The organism is Ruegeria sp. AM1, assembly GCF_056540745.1.
Genome location: NZ_JBQFXH010000002.1, coordinates 119467 through 139076, shown reverse-complemented (window position 1 = coordinate 139076; position 19610 = coordinate 119467). Strand labels below are relative to the sequence as shown.

18 protein-coding genes are annotated in these 19610 nt (G+C 58.2%); 9 read left to right on the top strand and 9 right to left on the bottom strand.

The genetic code is table 11. From position 1 onward, the window contains the following. Positions 1-94 precede the first annotated feature (94 nt). The 7 genes from cysQ to ACR0I7_RS08480 all read left to right on the top strand — a co-directional run bounded on the left by cysQ (position 95) and on the right by ACR0I7_RS08480 (position 8081). Positions 95-892, top strand: coding sequence for a 3'(2'),5'-bisphosphate nucleotidase CysQ (cysQ, locus tag ACR0I7_RS08510; protein ID WP_480509987.1), 798 nt, complete (start codon positions 95-97; stop codon positions 890-892). Continuing rightward, positions 892-1692: a 3-deoxy-manno-octulosonate cytidylyltransferase family protein gene (locus ACR0I7_RS08505; protein WP_480509985.1), complete on the top strand. Its 801-nt coding sequence runs from the start codon at positions 892-894 to the stop codon at positions 1690-1692. Before cysQ ends, ACR0I7_RS08505 begins: the two co-directional genes overlap by 1 nt. A 66-nt stretch (positions 1693-1758) precedes the next feature. Next, on the top strand, positions 1759-2742 hold the full coding sequence (galE, locus tag ACR0I7_RS08500) for a UDP-glucose 4-epimerase GalE (protein ID WP_480509983.1): 984 nt from the start codon (positions 1759-1761) through the stop codon (positions 2740-2742). Continuing rightward, on the top strand, positions 2739-3782 hold the full coding sequence (locus ACR0I7_RS08495; RefSeq protein WP_480509982.1) for a glycosyltransferase family 2 protein: 1044 nt from the start codon (positions 2739-2741) through the stop codon (positions 3780-3782). The genes galE and ACR0I7_RS08495 overlap by 4 nt, the downstream gene beginning before the upstream one ends. A 175-nt stretch (positions 3783-3957) precedes the next feature. Then, complete coding sequence (locus ACR0I7_RS08490) at positions 3958-4944, top strand: glycosyltransferase family 2 protein (RefSeq protein ID WP_480509981.1); 987 nt, start codon at positions 3958-3960, stop codon at positions 4942-4944. Further along, on the top strand, positions 4941-6641 hold the full coding sequence (locus ACR0I7_RS08485; RefSeq protein ID WP_480509979.1) for a DUF5927 domain-containing protein: 1701 nt from the start codon (positions 4941-4943) through the stop codon (positions 6639-6641). Before ACR0I7_RS08490 ends, ACR0I7_RS08485 begins: the two co-directional genes overlap by 4 nt. 6 nt (positions 6642-6647) lie before the next feature. Next, positions 6648-8081 (top strand): nodulation protein NodH, encoded by a 1434-nt coding sequence (locus tag ACR0I7_RS08480; RefSeq protein ID WP_480509978.1) that lies wholly within the window; start codon positions 6648-6650, stop codon positions 8079-8081. 6 nt (positions 8082-8087) lie between these two features. On the opposite strand, the gene ACR0I7_RS08475 is transcribed toward ACR0I7_RS08480, so the two are convergent. The 8 genes from ACR0I7_RS08475 to hslO form a co-directional block, all read right to left on the bottom strand. After that, entirely contained in the window at positions 8088-8606 is a 519-nt protein-coding gene (locus ACR0I7_RS08475; RefSeq protein ID WP_480509976.1) for a L,D-transpeptidase family protein, read from the bottom strand. A 58-nt stretch (positions 8607-8664) separates the two neighbouring features. Further along, on the bottom strand, positions 8665-9450 hold the full coding sequence (locus tag ACR0I7_RS08470; RefSeq protein WP_480510697.1) for an ion transporter: 786 nt from the start codon (positions 9448-9450) through the stop codon (positions 8665-8667). A 20-nt stretch (positions 9451-9470) separates the two neighbouring features. Then, entirely contained in the window at positions 9471-10700 is a 1230-nt protein-coding gene (locus tag ACR0I7_RS08465) for a class I SAM-dependent RNA methyltransferase (RefSeq protein ID WP_480509974.1), read from the bottom strand. Between the two features lie 39 nt (positions 10701-10739). Next, positions 10740-12572, bottom strand: a complete 1833-nt coding sequence (locus tag ACR0I7_RS08460) for an ABC transporter ATP-binding protein (RefSeq protein WP_480509972.1) — start codon at positions 12570-12572, stop codon at positions 10740-10742. After that, on the bottom strand, positions 12569-14407 hold the full coding sequence (locus ACR0I7_RS08455) for an ABC transporter ATP-binding protein (protein WP_480509970.1): 1839 nt from the start codon (positions 14405-14407) through the stop codon (positions 12569-12571). Before ACR0I7_RS08455 ends, ACR0I7_RS08460 begins: the two co-directional genes overlap by 4 nt. Before the next feature lie 196 nt (positions 14408-14603). Then, positions 14604-15758 carry a CCA tRNA nucleotidyltransferase gene (locus tag ACR0I7_RS08450; protein WP_480509968.1) on the bottom strand — a complete coding sequence of 385 codons (1155 nt, stop codon included), beginning with the start codon at positions 15756-15758 and terminating at the stop codon, positions 14604-14606. Beyond that, on the bottom strand, positions 15755-16360 hold the full coding sequence (locus ACR0I7_RS08445; RefSeq protein WP_480510695.1) for a CoA pyrophosphatase: 606 nt from the start codon (positions 16358-16360) through the stop codon (positions 15755-15757). The genes ACR0I7_RS08450 and ACR0I7_RS08445 overlap by 4 nt, the downstream gene beginning before the upstream one ends. Beyond that, positions 16344-17330 carry an Hsp33 family molecular chaperone HslO gene (hslO, locus tag ACR0I7_RS08440; protein ID WP_480509966.1) on the bottom strand — a complete coding sequence of 329 codons (987 nt, stop codon included), beginning with the start codon at positions 17328-17330 and terminating at the stop codon, positions 16344-16346. Before hslO ends, ACR0I7_RS08445 begins: the two co-directional genes overlap by 17 nt. 76 nt (positions 17331-17406) lie before the next feature. Between hslO and ACR0I7_RS08435 the strand changes: the two genes are divergently transcribed. Next, positions 17407-17850 (top strand): NUDIX hydrolase, encoded by a 444-nt coding sequence (locus ACR0I7_RS08435; RefSeq protein ID WP_480509964.1) that lies wholly within the window; start codon positions 17407-17409, stop codon positions 17848-17850. On the opposite strand, the gene ACR0I7_RS08430 is transcribed toward ACR0I7_RS08435, so the two are convergent. Beyond that, the gene (locus ACR0I7_RS08430) at positions 17847-19118 is read right to left on the bottom strand and encodes a PP2C family protein-serine/threonine phosphatase (RefSeq protein ID WP_480509962.1); all 1272 of its coding nucleotides are present in this window, start codon (positions 19116-19118) and stop codon (positions 17847-17849) included. The two genes, ACR0I7_RS08435 and ACR0I7_RS08430, sit on opposite strands and share 4 nt — an antisense overlap. A 162-nt stretch (positions 19119-19280) precedes the next feature. On the opposite strand from ACR0I7_RS08430, the gene ACR0I7_RS08425 reads away from it, so the two are divergent. Continuing rightward, complete coding sequence (locus ACR0I7_RS08425) at positions 19281-19610, top strand: Hpt domain-containing protein (RefSeq protein ID WP_480509960.1); 330 nt, start codon at positions 19281-19283, stop codon at positions 19608-19610.

The following is a 19610-nucleotide window of genomic DNA, read 5'->3' as shown; positions in this document are numbered from 1 at the left end:
TGCAATCTGGCACGAAATTCTTGCCGTTCCGTATCCGGCACAGCATAAGTCCGTCAGGTTTTTTATCAACAAATCACAGGAACGGAGCTTTTTTGTGACCTACGACGCCCTCATTCCCGTCATCCGACGTCTGGCCCTGGAAGCGGGCGACAAGATCATGGAGATTTATCAGGCCGATGATTTTGAGGTAAAAGTCAAATCAGATGCCAGCCCTGTGACCGAAGCGGATGAGGCCGCAGATGCACTGATCTCAGCCGGATTGCGGGCGGCCTTCCCCGATATTTTGCTGGTGACCGAAGAGCAGGCTGCCTCTCATTCGGAAAAGGGTGATACGTTCCTGATTGTCGATCCGCTGGACGGGACCAAGGAATTCATCAATCGCCGAGGTGATTTCACCGTCAATATCGCGCTGGTCGAAAACGGCGTGCCAACACGTGGCGTCGTCTATGCCCCGGCGCGGGAACGCATATTCTATACGCTGGCCGATGGTCAAACGGTCGAAGAAACTGGAGCGCTGGACAAGGAGCAGCCCGGCGATCTGTCACCTATATCAGTCTCTAAGCCGGACAATTCGGCGCTTTTAGTTGTAGCCTCCAAATCGCATCGGGATCAGGCCACGGATGATTACATCAACAAATATCAGGTCAAAGACAGCAAGAGTGCCGGCTCATCCCTGAAATTCTGTCTGGTGGCCACCGGCGAGGCAGATATCTACCCTCGCGTAGGCCGCACGATGGAATGGGACACTGCCGCCGGGCATGCAGTTCTGGCGGGCGCAGGCGGCAAAGTGGTGCGCTTTGACGACCATTCACCGCTGAGCTACGGCAAGGACGGCTATGCCAACCCGTTTTTCATCGCCTACGCTCCAGGTGTTGACCTGAAGGAGGCCTGATGTCTGTTCTGATCGCAATCCCGGCCCGCTATGCCTCGTCCCGGTATCCGGGCAAGCCGCTGGTGCCGCTGACGGGTGCAACCGGCAACGCAATGACCCTGATCGAACGATCCTGGCGCGCTGCGAAATCCGTGGCGGGTGTCGACCGTGTGGTTGTGGCCACCGATGATGACCGCATTCGCGAGGTGTCCGAGGCATTTGGGGCCGACGTTGTCATGACGTCCGAGACCTGCGCCAATGGAACCGAGCGCTGCGCAGAGGCGCATGAGGCTCTGGGCGATGGCTATGAGATCGTTGTGAACCTACAGGGTGACGCCCCGCTAACGCCGCATTGGTTCGTCGAAGACCTGATCGCCGGTCTGCGCGGCGCGCCTGAGGCTGGTGTGGCCACCCCTGTTCTGCGCTGCGATGGCGATGCGCTGAACGGGTTGCTGAACGATCGCAAGCACGACCGGGTCGGCGGCACCACAGCCGTGTTTGGCGCAGATCACAGCGCGTTGTATTTCTCGAAAGAGGTAATCCCTTTTACCTCAGAAACCTATGACGGAGCGCAGCCGACGCCGGTGTTTCACCATGTGGGCGTCTATGCCTATCGCCCGGATGCGCTGGCGGCTTACCCCGGCTGGCCGACAGGGCCACTGGAAACCCTTGAGGGGCTTGAGCAGCTGCGTTTCATGGAAAACGGGCGCAAGGTTCTGTGCGTTGAGGTCGAAGCCAAAGGCCGTCAGTTCTGGGAGCTGAACAACCCGCAGGATGTCGCAAAGATCGAAGAGATGATGGCCGCGATGGGTTTGGAATAACCCTCCGTCGCTGCACAGAAATAGCAAAACCACCCTTTTACACATGGGCATATGGCAGGACCATAGATGACAAATATACTTGTGACCGGCGGCGCCGGATATATCGGATCGCATGCGTGCAAGGCGCTGAAACAGGCGGGCTATGTGCCCGTGACCTTCGACAATCTGATCACCGGCTGGCAGGACGCTGTGAAATTTGGCCCGTTTGAACAGGGCGATTTGCTGGACCGCGCCCGACTGGATGAGGTGTTTGCCAAATACCAGCCCGCCGCCGTGATGCATTTCGCGGCCCTCAGCCAGGTGGGTGAGGCAATGTCGGAACCAGGGAAATACTGGTCCAACAACGTCACTGGATCGCTGAACCTGATCGAGGCGGCGGTTGCGGCCGTGTGCAAGAATTTCGTCTTTTCCTCGACCTGCGCCACCTATGGCGAACATGACAATGTGGTGCTGGACGAACAAACACCCCAGCATCCGCTGAACGCCTACGGCGCGTCGAAACGGGCGATCGAGGACATTCTGCGCGATTTTCAGGCCTCTGACGGGCTGAACCACGTGATCTTTCGCTATTTTAACGTCGCGGGCGCGGACCCCGACGGCGAGGTGGGCGAATTCCACCGCCCCGAGACGCATCTGGTGCCGCTGATGCTGGATGCCATCGACGGCAAGCGTGATGCGCTGACCGTGTTTGGCACCGATTATGATACGCCCGACGGGACCTGTATCCGCGACTATGTGCATGTCTGCGATCTGGTCGATGCGCATGTGCTGGGGCTGAACTGGCTGGAGCAGGGCAAGGACAGTCAGGTGTTCAATCTGGGTACCGGCTCGGGCTTTTCGGTGATGCAAGTGATTGACCATTCCAAAGCTGTCACAAACCGCGCGGTGCCGTATGACATCGGGCCACGCCGGGCCGGGGATTGCACAAAACTGGTTTCCGGATCCGTCCGGGCTGAAAACGATCTGGGCTGGACCCCAAAAAGATCAACGTTAGAAACGATGATCGCGGATGCGTGGCGCTGGCATCAGAACGGAAACTACCAGAAATGAACCGCTCTGAGGGGCAGTCACAGCCTGTCCCTAGCTGGGTGCAGCAATACCGCCTGCGCCTGAAACGGCGGCGGCTTTTGTGGCGCTCCTTTCGCAGCCGCCATCAGCTGTCTTGTCTGACAGACCGGACCGGGCGGATTGCCAAGGGCGATATTCTTGCCTTCACCACCTTGCGGAACGAGATGATCCGCCTGCCGTGGTTCTTTCAGCACTATCGCAACCTCGGGGTCGATCACTTTCTGATGGTCGACAATGGCAGCGATGACGGCACGGTCGAATACCTACGCGATCAACCAGATGTGTCGCTGTGGCAGACCGAGGCCAGCTATCGCACGTCGCGGTTTGGCCTTGACTGGCTGACCTGGCTGCAGATGCGATACGGGCATAGTCATTGGACACTGATGGCAGATGCGGACGAGTTGCTGGTCTATGCCCATCACGACACAAGATCACTGCATGATCTGACCAACTGGCTGCAGGGCCAGGGCCGGTCGGTGTTTGGTGCGCTGATGCTGGACCTTTACCCCAAAGGCCCGCTGGGGCAGCAGAGCTATGATCCGAACAGCGACCCAACCAAAGTGCTGAGCTGGTTTGACATCGCCCCATATCGTGCACGCCGTCAACAGCCCTTGGGCAATCTATGGGTTCAGGGCGGCGTGCGTGAGCGTGTGTTCTTTGCGGATCGCCCAGATCGTTCGCCTACGCTGAACAAGATACCACTGATGCACTGGTCGCGGCGCTATGCCTATGTAAACTCTTGCCATTCCGCGCTGCCGCGCGTCCTAAACTTTGCCTATGACGGCCCCGGTAGCAATGCGCCATCCGGCGTTCTGCTGCATACGAAATTCCTGCCACAGATCGTCGCCTGCGCAAAAATCGAAAAGGAACGGCGACAGCATTTCCATGATCCTGACCAATTCGAGCCATACTATGATAGCATTATCGCCGAGCCCGATCTGTGGCAGCCACATTCCGTGCGCTATTCAGGCTGGGCGCAGTTGCAGGAGCTTAGGCTGATGAATGCCGCTGGCTGGGCCTGAGGTCCAGCTACATGAATCAAGAAACCCGGCACAAGCTAACGCCTTTTAAATACATTGCTTCTCAGGCTGCTAAAATGTCATAACACGGTAGTTGCCCGGCACGCTGCACCACACCGGGCATGCTCGCGTATAACAAAGGTTGGGCAGTCGCGTGAGCCTATTGGATTCATATCGGATGAGATTGCGGCGCAAGCGTCGTCTATTGCGGTGCCTGCGCAGACGACGGGAATTGAAGCCTGTCAGCGACAATACGGCAGATATTCGGCCCGACAGCATTTTGTTGCTGAGCGTTGTACGTAACGAAAAGATTCGTCTGCCCTATTTCTTGTCCTATTACCGAAAATTGGGCATCGAGCACTTTCTGTTTATCGACAACAACAGCGACGACGGCACGGGCGCCTATCTTAAGGAACAGCCTGATGTCTCGCTCTGGTGCGCTGAGGCCAGCTACAAAAGGGCCTCTTACGGATTGGACTGGTCGAACCACCTGTTGCGCAAATACGCGCATGGACATTGGGTTCTGACGGTTGATCCAGATGAGTTCTTTATCTACCCTTTTTGCGATACACGCCCGATCCGGGCCCTGACCGACTGGCTTGAAGGTACCGGGGTGCGCAGCTTTGGCACGATGCTGATCGACATGTATCCCGATGGGCCGGTTCAGGACGCCGTTTATCACGAAGGTCAGGATCCGTTCGAACTCGCTCCTTGGTTCGATTCCGGCAACTACATGATCACTAAGAATCCAACCTATGGAAATCTTTGGATTCAAGGCGGACCGCGCAGCCGAGTGTTTTTTCAGGACAAGCCCGAGAAAGCACCCGCATTGAACAAAATTCCACTAGTGAAATGGGATCGGCGCTATGTCTATGTCAGCTCGACCCATTCATTGCTGCCGCGCGGGCTGAATCAAGTCTATGATGCTGGCGGTGGAGAGAAGGTCAGTGGCGCGCTACTGCATGCCAAGCTCATCGACACACTGGGCCAGAAAGCGCGCGAGGAACTGGTCCGTGGCCAGCATTATGGTGGATCGAGCGAGTATCAGGCCTATGTCGAGCAGCTAGAAGATAAGCCCGTGTTCTGGTGCGAATGGTCCGAGAAATACATAAACTGGCGGCAGCTTGAGATCCTCGGTTTGATGTCAAAAGGAAACTGGGCATGAGCACCCTGGGTGTGGTCATGCTGGTACATACGGCGCTGGACCGAGCCGAACAGGTGGCCCGGCACTGGACCGCATCCGGCTGTCCGGTGGTCGTTCACATAGATCGCAAGGTGCGGGGCAAAGCTTGCGATGACTTTATCACATCCTGCGCTGACAATCCGCTGATCCTGTTTAGCGACCGGCACACTTGCGAATGGGGCGGATGGGGTATCGTTGCGGCCTCGCAATCCGCCGCAACCCTGATGCTTGAGCGGTTTCCTGATGTCCGCCATGTCTATCTGTCCTCAGGGGCCTGCCTTCCACTGAGGCCGGTTGAGCAGCTGATCGATTACTTGGCCGACCGGCCACGGGTTGATTTCATCGAAAGCGCTACGACGGCAGATGTGAGCTGGACCATAGGGGGCCTGGATTCCGAACGATTCACGCTGCATTTCCCATTTTCCTGGCGCAAACACCGCAAGCTGTTTGATTCCTACGTGAAACTGCAACGCAAATTGGGCTTTCGCCGCCGGATGCCCGAGGACCTGGTGCCGCATATGGGCAGCCAGTGGTGGTGCCTGACACGACAAACGCTCTCGGCTATTCTTCAGGATCCGAAACGCAAAACCTATGATCGCTATTTCAGTCGTGTTTGGATACCGGATGAAAGCTATTTCCAAACCCTGGCCCGACTGTATTCGACCCATATCGAAAGCCGCTCGCTGACACTGTCGAAATTCGACTATCAAGGTCGTCCACATATTTTCTATGACGACCATCTGCAGTTGCTGCGCCGGTCGGACTGCTTTGTCGCACGCAAGATCTGGCCACAGGCGGATCGGCTTTATCAAGCCCTATTGACCGACCGAGCCGGCGCGATGAAGCCAGCAGAACCAAATCCTGGCAAAATCGATCGCGTCTTTTCCAAAGCGGTTGAACGGCGCACCCGCGGGCGTCCAGGCCTGTATATGCAAAGCCGCTTTCCCCGTCAGGGCAGCGAAAACGGTTTGACAGCATTTCCCTATTCTGTGTTCCAGGGCTTTGCCGAGCTGTTTGAGGAGTTCGAACCCTGGTTGGCCCATGCAACCGGCGCGCGGGTACACGGCCATCTTTTTGCGCCTGAACGGGCCGAATTTTCCGATGATGCAGATATCATCAATGGCGGGCTGAGCGATTGCGCCACACTGCGCGACTATAACCCAACAGCCTTTATGTCGAACCTTGTCTGGAACACCCGCGGAGAACGGCAGTGTTTTCAATTCGGCCCGACTGATACGCAACAGATCAACACATTCCTTGCGCGAGACGAGAATGCGCAGATATCGATCATTACCGGTGCCTGGGCGGTGCCGCTGTTCCGGTCAAATATGAATTTTGCCGATATCCGGAACAAGGCTGCATGCCTGCAGCGCATCGAGGCCGCTCAGCTAGATGAGCTTGATGCGGTATGGACAAAGGCTAAGGTTCGCATCTGGTCGTTTGCAGATTTTGTCGAGGCCCCTATGGATGCCCTGCATACCGTGATTGATGAGATCGGAACCCAGCAGCCCGGTCATCTGATCGAAGCACCCAAAATGGTTGATCTGACAGGGTTTGGGAAATTCCTGCAAAACCTCAAGAATCAGGGGATGCACCCCTATCTGGTTGGCGATTTTCCTGCAGACGATGTGTTTGGCACCCAGACCAAACCATTTCGCAAACCATATCTGGTACAGTGATCCAGCATGGACCGTAAGTTCGACTATTTCATCGTTCTTGCTGCGATGCGGACCGGCTCCAATCTGCTTGAGGCCAATCTAAACGCGCTGGAGGGCGTGGCCTGCCATGGTGAGGCGTTTAACCCGCACTTCATCGGCGGTCCAAAACACGAGGTGTTGTTGGGCCTGACGCTTGAGGAACGCGACAAAAACCCCGATCAGCTGATCGACGCTATCCGCAGCGCCTCCGGAGAGCTGAACGGATTCCGTTACTTTCAGGGCCACGATCCGCGGGTGCTGGAACCAGCGCTGGACGACCCGCGCTGTGCCAAGATCATCCTGACCCGCAATCCGCTGGACAGTTATGTGTCCCTGCAAATTGCCCGCGAAACCAACCAGTGGCAGCTGACCAATGTGAAACGGCGCAAAGCGGCGCACGTGGCCTTTGATCCGGATGGTTTTGCCGAATATTTGGATCGCCAGCAGGGGTTTCAGCTGACTCTGTTGAATCACTTGCAAAAAACCGGTCAGACGGCATTTTATATCAACTATGATGATTTGAACCAGCTTGAGGTGCTGAACGGCCTGGCCGCATGGCTGGGTGTGACCGCACGGCTGGATGGTCTTGATGACCGGCTGAAACCGCAGAACCCGGCGCCAGCACTGCAAAAAGTCACCAATCCGGATGAGATGGAACAGGCACTGTCCCGGATTGACAGTTTCAACCTGCACAGCACCCCAAGTTTTGAGCCGCGTCGGGGGCCAACCGTCTCGCGCTATGTCCTCGCGCCGAAATCGCCGCTGATGTATCTACCGGTGCGCGGTGGACCTGAGGATGTGGTTGCGCAATGGATGGTTGATTTGGACGGGGCGCAGCCTGACGATCTGGCCACCAATCGAAATCAAAGGCAAATGCGTCGTTGGATGCAATCGAACCTCGATCATCGCAAGTTCACCGTGCTAAGGCACCCTTTAGCGCGGGCGCACAGCGTGTTCTGCAGCCATATCCTGAGCACCGGACCCGACGCGTATATCAATATCCGCAACCAGTTGCGCAAACGGTTCAAGCTGCCGATCCCGGGGCAGGTGCGGAAACAGAACTATTCGAAAGACCAGCATTACGAGGCCTTTGCCGCCTATCTGGGCTTTCTGCGGCAAAACCTGTCAGGCCAGACCCCAATCCGCGTGGACGGGCTGTGGTGCAGTCAGTGCAGCGCGCTGGAGGGCATGTCGGTCTTTGCCATGCCTGACTTGATCCTGCGCGAGGACGAAATCGGGGTGGCGCTGCCCGATCTAGCGCGCAAGCTTGGACACGAAAATCCGCCCAAACCACAAGCGGCAGCGCCGGATGCTCCGTTTGCACTGGCCGAGATTTACGACACGCGCCTAGAAGAGCTGGCGGCGGACGCCTACCAGCGGGACTATCTGCTCTATGGGTTTGGGAACTGGAAACCGCTGTGAACCGGTTCAGGGCCGCAGCGTGATCAAGGTGCCTTCGTTCACCATGGCATAGATCTCTTCCATCTCTTCATTCTTGACCGCGATGCAACCCGCCGTCCAATCCGGGGTCTTTTTCGCGCGCTTGAACTCGGACCGCAGATTGGGCTGTCCGTGGATGAAGATATCACCGCCGGGATCGACGCCCGCGGCCTTGGCCTGCGCGATGTCCTTGGAATCAGGATAAGAAATCCCCAGCGACAGATGATAGCGGCTGCGCGGGTTGCGGCGATCGATCAGATACGACCCCTCGGGCGTCCGGCCATCGCCGCGCTGCGTCTTGGTGCCGTTCGGCGCAAAGCCCAGATCCACGTCATATTCCCGCAAGATCTGTTCATTGTGCAAAAGGTACATTTTGCGCGCACCCTTGTTAACGACCAGAGAGGTCACTTCGGGTCCATTATAAGAAAGAAATTTGGGTCCTGCTGAGGCACATGCCGAAAGACTCAGCGTTGCCATTGCCCCCAAACCAAATGCTCGACGATCCATGTGTTCACTGCCTGCTGCTTTTTTTCGGCTATTATGCCAAAAAAGCTGAAAACTGAAATCACTTTTTGCTGTTCGACTGCGCCAACAGGTGTTTTTCGATGGCTTCGAGGCGTTCCAGCACCTCATCGCGATAGGCGTCGGTTTTTTCGCCATCTTCCGCGTGATGCGCGTCCTGCATTGAGTTGACGATGAGGCCGACCAGCAAGTTCACCACCGCAAAGGTGGTCACCATAATGAAGGGAACAAAGAACATCCAGGCGTATGGATAAACCTCCATCACCGGACGGACGATACCCATGGACCAGCTTTCCAGCGTCATGATCTGGAACAACGTATAGGCCGACAGGCCCAGATCGCCGAACCAATCGGGGAAGGATTGCGAGAATAGCTTCGTCGAGATCACAGCGCCGATGTAGAACAGGATCGCCATCAACATGAACACGCTGGCCATGCCCGGCAGCGCCGAGATAAAGCCTTCGACCACGCGGCGCAGGCTGGGCGCCACCGAAATGACACGCAGCACCCGCAAAATCCGCAACGCCCGCAAGACCGACAGGCCGCCCGCGCCTGGCACCAGGGCGATACCAACAATCGTGAAATCAAAGATGTTCCAGCCATTGGTGAAATAACGCCGCCCGGTTACGGTCAGCTTCATCGCGATTTCAGCCACAAAGATGGCAAGGCAAACGCTGTCCAGAAACTCGATCAGATGTCCGGCTTTGCCCATGATTGTGGGCGATGTCTCCATCCCCAGCAGAACCGCATTGATCAGGATGATAATTGTGATGAATCGCGAAAACTTTGTGCTTTCCACAAAGGTCTGCAACCGCTGCCTGATCCCCATTTCGGCGCTCTCCTGTTGAGTCATGATTTTGCTGACCTTCTGAAACTGCCTACAAGTTCGGTGTGAGATGACCATCGAAATTGGTCAACAACCTGCACCCATTCAAGGGTGTATCCCGCTTGGGTGAGCGTTTTTGCATCCCGCGCAAAGCTGACCGGGTTGCACGAGACATAGGCGATCACCGGAATATGTGCCTGCGCCAGTTCGGCCACCTGCGCCTCCGCCCCGGCGCGGGGCGGGTCCAGCACAACGGCTTCGAAGCGTTTCAGCTCATCCGGCATCAGCGGGCGGCGGAACAGGTCGCGCGCCTCGGTTGTGACCTTTTTCAAACCTTCCGCCTTGCGCCATCCTTGATCCAGTGCGCGCGTCATCTCGCGCTCACCTTCAGTGGCATGCACCTCGGCCTGTTCGGCCAGCGGCAGGGAAAATGTCCCGCTGCCGGCGAAGAGGTCTGCAACCTGCTTGGCAGGGCCGACAATATCCAGAACTGCCTGTGTTAGAGCCTGTTCTCCATCCGTGGTGGCCTGCAGGAATGCGCCGGGGGGCGGGACCACCGCGGCTTTGCCAAAACGCTGAACCGGAGCGTGCCGCATCGCGATCACCTCACCCTCCCAGCTGAGCCGGGCAAGCCCGTGCTGTTCGGTCGCCTGCGCCAGCGCCAGTTCCAGCGGACCATCCAGCGGCTTGCCCCCTTTGACCGAGACATCCAGACCGGCATCAGACAGCGTCAGCGTCACCGCCAGAACCGCCTTGCGGCTGCCGCCCAGAAGCGCCAGCGCCTCGGCAACGGGGATCGCGGCGATCAGGGCCGGGTCCAGCAGGTGGCAATCGGGGATTTCAGTGATCGTGTCCGAGGCCCGCCCATGAAACCCGGCCAGCGTTCCCTTTTTGGTGCGCCGGACTGCAATAGTGGCGCGGCGACGGGATCGTTCGGGCGAGGTGTGGATCGGACGCATCGGCGCCTCAAGCCCCTGCGCGGCCAATGCAGTGCGGACGACTTCAACCTTCCAATCCGCCACAAAGGCGTCGGATGCATGTTGCAGCTGGCAGCCACCGCAGGATCTATAGTGGCGGCACGGCGCTTTGACCCGATCCTCTGACGGGGTGTTGACGCGGATATCGGTCAACACCGATCCATCCAGCGTACCGCTGACGACCTCGCCCGGAAGGGTGCGGGGCGCATAAACGGGACCATCAGCGATGCCGTCGCCCTGGTGGCCAAGGCGGAGAATGGTGTAATCCTGCGTCATGGCTGGCCTGATAACCGGGCTGCGGCGTTAAAAGAACCCCTATTCCGCAGCTTCGGTCTGAATGAAGCCACCCGACTGGCGGTGCCAGAACCGCGCATACAGACCGCCCTGAGACAACAACACCTCATGGGGGCCATCCTCGACGATGCGCCCCTGATCCAGAACGATGATCCGATCCATTTCGCTAAGCGTCGACAGCCGATGCGCGATGGCCAGAACGGTTTTGCCCTCCATCACCCGGTGCAGAGCTGCCTGGATCGACGCCTCAACCTCGGAATCCAGTGCCGAGGTCGCCTCGTCCAGCACCAGAATGGGCGCGTCCTTGAGGATGGCGCGGGCCAGCGCAATCCGTTGGCGCTGACCGCCGCTCAACTTGACGCCGCGTTCGCCCAGATGGGCATCATAACCAATGCGCCCCTGCCCGTCTTGCAGACCCAGAATGAACTCATGCGCCTCAGCCTTATGGGCGGCGGCGATCATATCGTCTTCGGTGGCATCGGGGCGGCCATACAGGATATTGTCGCGGGCCGAGCGATTGAACATCGCGGTTTCCTGCGTGACCATGCCGATATGGCGGCGCAGGCTGTCCTGCGTGACCTGTGCGATGTCCTGATCATCGATCAAAATAGCGCCATTTTCCCTGTCATAGAGCCGCAATAGCAGCGAAACCAAGGTCGATTTGCCCGCACCCGAGGCACCAACAATGCCCAGCTTCTCGCCGGGCTGAATGGTCAGATCGAGGTCAGCAACACCGCCGATATTGCGTCCATAGGCAAAGCTGACATTGTCGAAGGCGATCCGCCCTTTTGAAACGGTCAGATCAGTCGCTGCAGCCGCATCTTCGACCCGGTCACGTTTGGCTAGAGTGTTCATGCCGTTTTCGATCTCACCGACATTGGCATAAAGACCCATCAGCGTGAAACTGACCCATCCAGTCATCTGCGAGATACGAATGGACACCGCCCCTGCGGCCACAACATCGCCGGTTGTTGCGCTGCCACCCTGCCACAGCCAGAGCGTGGCGCCCAACAGCAATACCGGCAGAATGCCCGCCAGAACCATCAGGATAAACCGAAAGCTGGCCGACAGTTTACCAAAGGCCAGCGACTTGTCGCGCAGGTCCACCATCGAGTTGCACGCAGCCTGATCCTCGAATTCGGAATGCGCGAACAGCTTGACGGTTTTGATATTGGTGATCGTATCCACGACCTGCCCCGATACCATGGCCCGCGCCCCCGCCCGCGCGGCCGAGCGTTGACGGATGCGTGGCAGATACCAGCGGATCAACCAGAAATAGACCGCCAACCAGGCAACAAACGGAATCATCACCAGTGGATGAATAGACCCTAACAAAAGCAAAGAGCCCACCAAAGACGCCATCGCAAAGACAATCGCACTGATGGTTTCGGACACCACCGACGTCATCGCGTTTGAGGTCTGCATCTGCTTTTGAGCGATCCGGCCCGCAAAATCATCGTCGAAATAGGTCACCGACTGGCCCAGCGTCCAACGGTTGAGCTTGGCCAGAACCAGCGGCGCGATATTGGGCATCACGATATAGTTGTTCGAGACGGACGACAGCCCGAACAGGATCGGGCGCAGCAACATAAAGAAGGCAATGGCGCCAAGGATCATCCAGAGGTTTTGCGCCGTCAGAAACTGATCCGGACCGTTGGCAGTGGCCACATCAATCACGCGCCCAAGAATCCAGGCGGTTCCGGCCTCCATCGTGCCCGCCAACGCGGAAAAGAACGCGGCCACAAACAGCATCGGCCACGCCCCGGACAGGCACCAGCGAATAAACGCCCCCAGCGTTTGTGGTGGGGGCGTTTCGGTGTCCGTGAACGGATAGATCAGGTCGGCAAGTCTCATTCAGCGGCCTCGGGGTTCATGAATCCGCCAGATTGCCGCGCCCAGAACTGCGCGTAAAGACCACCCTGCGACAACAGTTCGGCATGGGCGCCTTCTTCGACGATCCGGCCGCCATCCATCACCAGAATGCGGTCCATCTGGGCGATGGTGCTCAGCCGGTGGGCAATGGCGATCACGGTTTTACCTTGCATCATGCCGTAGAGGGTTTCCTGAATCGACGCTTCGACCTCGGAATCTAGGGCGGATGTCGCCTCGTCCAACAGCAAAATCGGCGCGTCTTTCAGGATCACCCGCGCAAGCGTCACGCGTTGCCGCTGACCACCGCTAAGTTTCACGCCCCGTTCGCCCACATGCGCGTCATAACCGGTGCGTCCCTGCGGGTCTTGCAGATCGAGGATGAACTCATGCGCCTCGGCCTGCTTGGCGGCAGCAATCATCTGATCCTCGGTCGCGTCGGGACGGCCATAGAGGATATTGTCGCGTACCGAACGGTGCAGCAGCGCGCTGTCCTGCTGGACCATGCCGATATTGCTGCGCAAGCTGTCCTGCGTGACGATGCTGATGTCCTGATCGTCGATCAGGATCGCACCGCTTTCGACGTCATAGAACCGCAAAAGCAGCTTTACCAGGGTCGATTTACCAGCCCCCGACCGTCCGATCAGGCCCACTTTCTCACCCGGCTGGATGGTCAGGCTGACATGATCCAGACCACCGGTTTTGCGGCCATAGTGATGCGAGAGATCGCGAATTTCGATCTCACCCTTGCTCAGTAGCAGCGGTTCGGCACGTTGCGCGTCCAGCAGGTCAATAGGCTGCGCGATGGTTTCCATCCCTTCGGCCACAACGCCCAATTGGCGGAAGAAACTGGTCAGCGCCCACATGATCCATCCGGTCATTGCATTCAGCCGCAGGGTCAGAGCGGTAGCCGCCGCGACCACACCAACCGAGGCGCTGCCTTGCATCCACAGGGCAATCGCCCAACCAACCACGCCGATGATCAGCAACCCGTTCAGTGTGACCAGAACCGCATCCATGATGGTGAAAATGCGCATCTCAATCTGGAAGGTACGGCGCGTTTCCTGAATTGCTTCGCGCGCATAGTCCAGTTCCTGTTCAGCATGGGCGAACATCTTGACCGAATGGATGTTGGTATAGCTGTCCACTACCCGGCCCGTCACGGTCGAGCGCGCGTCCGAGGCTGCCTGTGACGCCGGGCCAACCCGCCGGACTGTCCAGCGCACAAGGCAGGCATAGAGGGCAAACCAGATCAGCAGCGGTAACAACAGACGCACATCTGCCGCCATCAACAGAATGGCCGCACCGATCAGATAGGCCAGCGAGAACGAAATCGCGTCAAAGACCTGAAACACCACCTCACCCGCGGCAGGCGGGGTCTGCATGATGCGGTTGGCGATCCGTCCAGCGAAATCATTTTCAAACCAGCCAACCGACTGACGCAGAACATGCTTATGCGCCCGCCAGCGAATCAGCGTGCCAAAGTTCGGCAGGATCGTATTGTTCAGAAGCAAAACGTCGAACACATGCAATAAGGGCCGCAGCACCAGAATAAACGCAGCCATCAGCATCAGTTCGGTGCCGTGCGCCTGCCACATCTCGGCCGGAGAGCTGCCCAACAGGTCGACGACCCGACCCATATAATAAATCAACCCGACCTCGACCGCGGCTACGATGATCGAGATCAGCCCGGCCCAGACAAACACACCATAAAACGGGCGCGAATAGTCCAGCATGAACGGCCACAGCCGCGTCGGCGGTGTGTCGTTTTCTTTATAAGCAGCAAAAGGGTCTACAAGGTTTTCGAAATAGCGAAACATGGAGAGTGCTCCAATCGAGCGAGTCAAAAAAGGTCATGCGAAGTCAGATGGCGCCAGAACACCACCCCAACGGGTCACGTGTTCCGGGCTTTAGCCGAACCAGATCCCGTAATACATTCGCATTCCTCCCTCCATGTAAGTCAGGCGCACCCTGCCAAAACTTGTGGGGTTTGTCATCCCCTTTTGAGACTTCAATTTAATCGGTCAGCAAATCTTCGCGGCTCAACGCGAAATCTGAGGCGATCCAGCGCGCCTCAAGCTCAGCCAATTTCTGGCCCAGTGCGGGGCCGGAATAGCGCGGAATAAGGTCCTTGGCATGGATAGGGAAACAGGCGGCGGCCCCGCTTTCAAGGGCTTTCACCAGATCATCCGACCAGGGCTGTTCCAGTAAGGCGCAGCGCAGCAGCGTTTCGTGGACCCCTTCCTCGACACCATAGCGAAAACCCAGCTCGGCGATGCCTCCGGTTCCCATCGCCTCGTCCCGCATCCGGGTCAGGCGCTGCAATTGCGCCCGGCTGAGGCGCAGCGTCTGCGCCACATCTCGCGGCATGATGGCAGAGAGACGGCGAATCGGATCGGGCGGGATATGGGCATCCTGTTCCAGCTTCACCAGAACCGGCAGCGCGGTGTCATCCGCTCCCGGCAGCAATCGCGGCAACACCCCCGTGCTCCGCATCGCGGCGACCGACGGGGCCGGATCTGGCGCGCCAAGCAGCTTGAGCATCTCGGCCCCAACCCGTTCGCGCGACAGTGTTTCAAGCCCGTCCAGATGAGAGGCTATTGCAGCCAGAGCATCCGGATCAAACCCGGCCTCGGCGTCGCCATACCAGGCATGAAAGCGAAAATAGCGCAGCGATCTGAGGTAATCCTCTTTGATCCGGTCGGCGGCCTCTCCGATGAAACGCACCCGGCGTGCCTGCAGATCGGGCAGACCGCCAAGCGGGTCCAGAATCGTACCGTCCGGGCGCGCATAAAGCGCGTTCATCGTGAAATCGCGCCGGGCGGCATCTTCTTCGACCTGGTCAGAATAGGCCACAACCGCGCGGCGCCCATCGGTTTCCACATCGCGGCGAAAGGTGGTGACTTCATGCGGAATGCCCGTACTGACGATCGTGACGGTTCCGTGATCGATCCCGGTGGGTATCACCTTCAGGCCCGCCGCGGTTGCAAGCTCGATCACCTGATCGGGGCGCGCATCTGTTGCGATGTCGATGTCGGACACCGGGGCCTGCAGCAGCGCATTGCGCACACACCCCCCCACAAACAACGCCTGCATCCCGGCGTTGGTGAAAGCCGCGCAGACTTTTTGTGTGGCCTCAGCCTTGATCCAGTCTTCGCTAATCCGCGTCATTCACTCACTCGCGCCGCCAAACCCCGAAGCATACGTGCCGTTGCGCCCCAGATATAATAAGGGCCATAGGGCACAGCGAAATAATACCGCCTCTGACCGCGCCAACGGCGCGACTCAATGACATAATTCGCCGGGTTCAGCACATGCGCAAGTGGAACTGAGAAAACTTCGTCCACTTCTCCGGGTTCGGGCGCGGGTTTGAAATCGCGGTCCAAAACCGCAACCACCGGTGTCACGGAAAAGGACGTCACGGTTTCGTGGATGGGCAGATGGCCCAGAATGCGGGGGATATCAGGGGACAGGCCGATTTCCTCCTGCGCCTCGCGCAAGGCGGTTGCTGTGACATCCGCATCCCCTTCGTCCTGCTTACCTCCGGGAAAGGCGATCTGACCGGGGTGGTGTTTCAGGGCCGAGGACCGTTTTGTCAGGATAAGTCGCGGTGCGTCGCCGTTCAGTACCACCGGCACCAGAACACCGGCAGGGCGCAGCTTGCGCCCCGCTGGCAGAACGGTTTCAGGATTGAGGTCAAAGTCGCTCGACCCGGCACCGGGGCGGTTCAGCGCCATAGTCAGCTGTGAGACAGGATCATTCACGATCCGCATCTTGGGCGTCAAAGCCAACAGTGCGCGGATCCAACACATAATGCGCACCGCAGAACTGACAATCGGCCGTTACAGTACCCTCATCCGTGGTCATCTTGGCAATGTCCTGTGCTGAATAGATCGACAGGCTTTGCCGCACGCGATCCTCTGAGCAGGTGCAGCCAAATTTGACCATCTGTGCGTCATAGACGCGGGGCTGTTCCTCGTGGAACAGGCGGATCAACAGGTCAGTTGGCGCGACGGATGGGCCGATCAGTTCCAGATCGTCCACCGTATCCAGCAGGATGTTTACCCGGCCCCAGTTCTCGCTTTCATCCCCATCCACCAGATCGGAGGCGTTAAGGATATCTCCGTTCCCTTCACCCGAGGCCACAAACGGCGAGGCCTTGGGCATGTGCTGCAACATCACGCCGCCAGCACGCCAATGTTCGCCCACACCCGGTTCGGTGGATTTACCGAAGCTCAGCGAGAAGCGCGTTGGCAATTGCTCGGATTGCGCAAAATAGGCCTCGGCGCAGGCGCGTAGCGAACCTCCGGACAGCGGTGTGATGCCCTGATAGGGCTGCGTGCCCTCACCCTGATCGATCATGATGGCAAAATAGCCCTCGCCCACCTGATCAAACGGCGCGCTGTCGTTCAGCCGTTCCCGGTCGAAACTGGCATAGGCGCGGATTTGGGCCGGTTCACCCTCTTCCTGCGGCGCATAGTAATCGGTCGCGATCATGCGCACCGGCCCTTTCGACTGCACTTGCAGCGACAGCTTCCAGCGCAGCGCAACGGTCTGGCCGATCAACGCGGTCAGCAGCGCCATTTCAGCAACCAAGGCCTCAACCTGTTCGGGGTAATCATGCTGTTTCAGGATGCCATCCAACACACCATCCAGCCGCGCCACACGGCCGCGCATATCCGATACATCAAGTTGAAAGGGCAGGACGGTGTCGTCCCACGCGATTTTCGTTCCAAGAGACATGGGGTTTCCTTAAGCGCCACAGGTTGGCATACCGCCACCATATAGGTCGAAGAGACTTGGTTGAAAGGGGCCATACATGATCCGAAGGTTTGGCGAAACCCCCGAACCGGGGCGCAAATATACGCGGCGCGTGGGTGTATACGCGCTCTTGCCCCGCAACAGCCACCTGCTGCTGACTTGCCAGACCGAGCCGGGCCCCGATCTGCAACTGCCCGGTGGTGGCATTGATCCCGGAGAATCGCCCATCACCGCCCTGCATCGCGAAGTGTTCGAGGAAACCGGTTGGCGGATCGCGGCCCCGCGCCGCGTCGGGGCGTTTCGCCGTTTTACCTATATGCCGGAATATGACCTTTGGGCCGAGAAGGTCTGCCTGATCTATTCCGCCCAACCGGTGCGCCAGATGGGTCCCCCCACCGAGGCCTGTCACGAAGCCCTCTGGATGGATGCCTGGGAGGCCGCCGAGATGTTGGGCAATGCAGGTGACCGTTATTTTGCCAACCGCCACCTGCGGCGGCTTTAAGACCCGTCATATTCAAAATAGACCGCTGACACATCATCCTCCATCCCGTCCCCCGGAGTCATCTGCTGTGTCAGCCGCCAGAACATATCATCCAGAAACTCGGCCCCGCTGGGATCGGACAGGCAATCCCGCGTGAGCTTCTGCAACCCGTCTTCATCCAACAGTTCGCCTGTCGAAAGGCGACATTCTGTGAACCCGTCTGAACAAAGCAGCAACTTGTCGCCAGGTTTCAGATAGACGTCGATCTCTTCGAATCGTGCGTCGTCCAACAACCCGATGGGCAGACCTCCGCTGCCTAGAAACGCGACATCACCGTCCGCGCGCATCAACAGTGGGTGAGGATGGCCTGCCTGAACCATTTTCAGATGCCCGTTGCGCAGATCAATGATCGCGTAGACCATCGTAAAATACTCTTCGACGCCCGCATCTGCCATAAGGCGCGAATTCAGCCGCGCCGCCACTTCGGCCGGGGGCAACAGCGCATAGAACTTGTCAAATCGCTGCTCCATCGCAACATTCTGGTCGAAATGCTTGCTGGATAGGTAACTGCCAAGCCGTGCCGTCATCATGGCCGACGTTATGCCATGGCCGGATACATCTATACTGTAGAATCCCAGCCGGTTAGGGCCCGGCGAAAACATCCCCACCAGATCACCACCGATATGGCCACTGGGTTTCAGCAGCAAACTGACCCGCGACTGCCCAAACTCGCGCATCATTTCAGGGACAAGTGACTCCTGAATTTTGCGGGCCTGCATCAGATCTTTGTCGATCGCGTCATGCGCCAATCTAAGCTCTTCGAATGCATTTTCGATCAGGCGGTTTTTGTCGGACAATTCGCGCTGCATATCCAATATGCGGGCGCCTGCGGATATGCGCGCGCGCAGTTCATCCGCTTCGAGCGGTTTGATGAGGAAATCATCCGCACCAGCATCCAGCCCGCGCGCAACCTCCTGCTTTTCACTTTTGGAGGTGAGAAGGATGAAATAGGTATATTGATCGGTTTCCAGCGCTCTGAAGGCACGGCAGAACTCCAGCCCGCCCATACCCGGCATCACCCAATCGCTGAGCACAAGGTCGGGCGAGTCTGTCCGGCACCAGTCCAGCGCGTCCTCACCGCAATCCACCTCGATCACGTCGAAACCCCACTTCTTGAGGGATGCGACAAGAATCCGACGCTGCAACCGGCTGTCATCGACAACCAGCACCTTTTGGATTCCTCCAAAATTCAGCTTGGCCTTAGCCTCTGTCTGCTTGGTTGCTGGCACCGCTTACCCCGCACCTTCTCATTGACCGAGATGCGGCCAAGCTATGATCCCCGACTTAAAATTGAATGAAAAGAAACCGGGGTCACAGCCAGCGCGGCTTAACCCGGTCTTTACGGGCAGAGCGTTACCATTGGCAGACGCAAAAGCCGGACGGAGGGCGCGATGATACACTGGCCCCGGGTCAATCAGCTTCGGGATGAGGTTGGCGCCGATGAGTTTGAAGAAGTTGTCGAGATATTCATGGACGAAGTGCAGGAAGTGATCGAAAAGTTGCGCCGGGACACGGCCCGGACCAACCTCGAACAGAACCTGCATTTTCTGAAAGGCAGCGCACTGAGCCTGGGGTTCGACAGCTTCTCAAAGCTCTGCCAGGATGGTGAGCGGCAGGCCGCGGCAGGGGCGGGCAATGAGGTGGACTTGCAGCAGATCTTTCGAGATTTCGACCAGTCCCGAACGCTGTTTGTAGAGGGCCTTGCCGACAATCTGACCTGA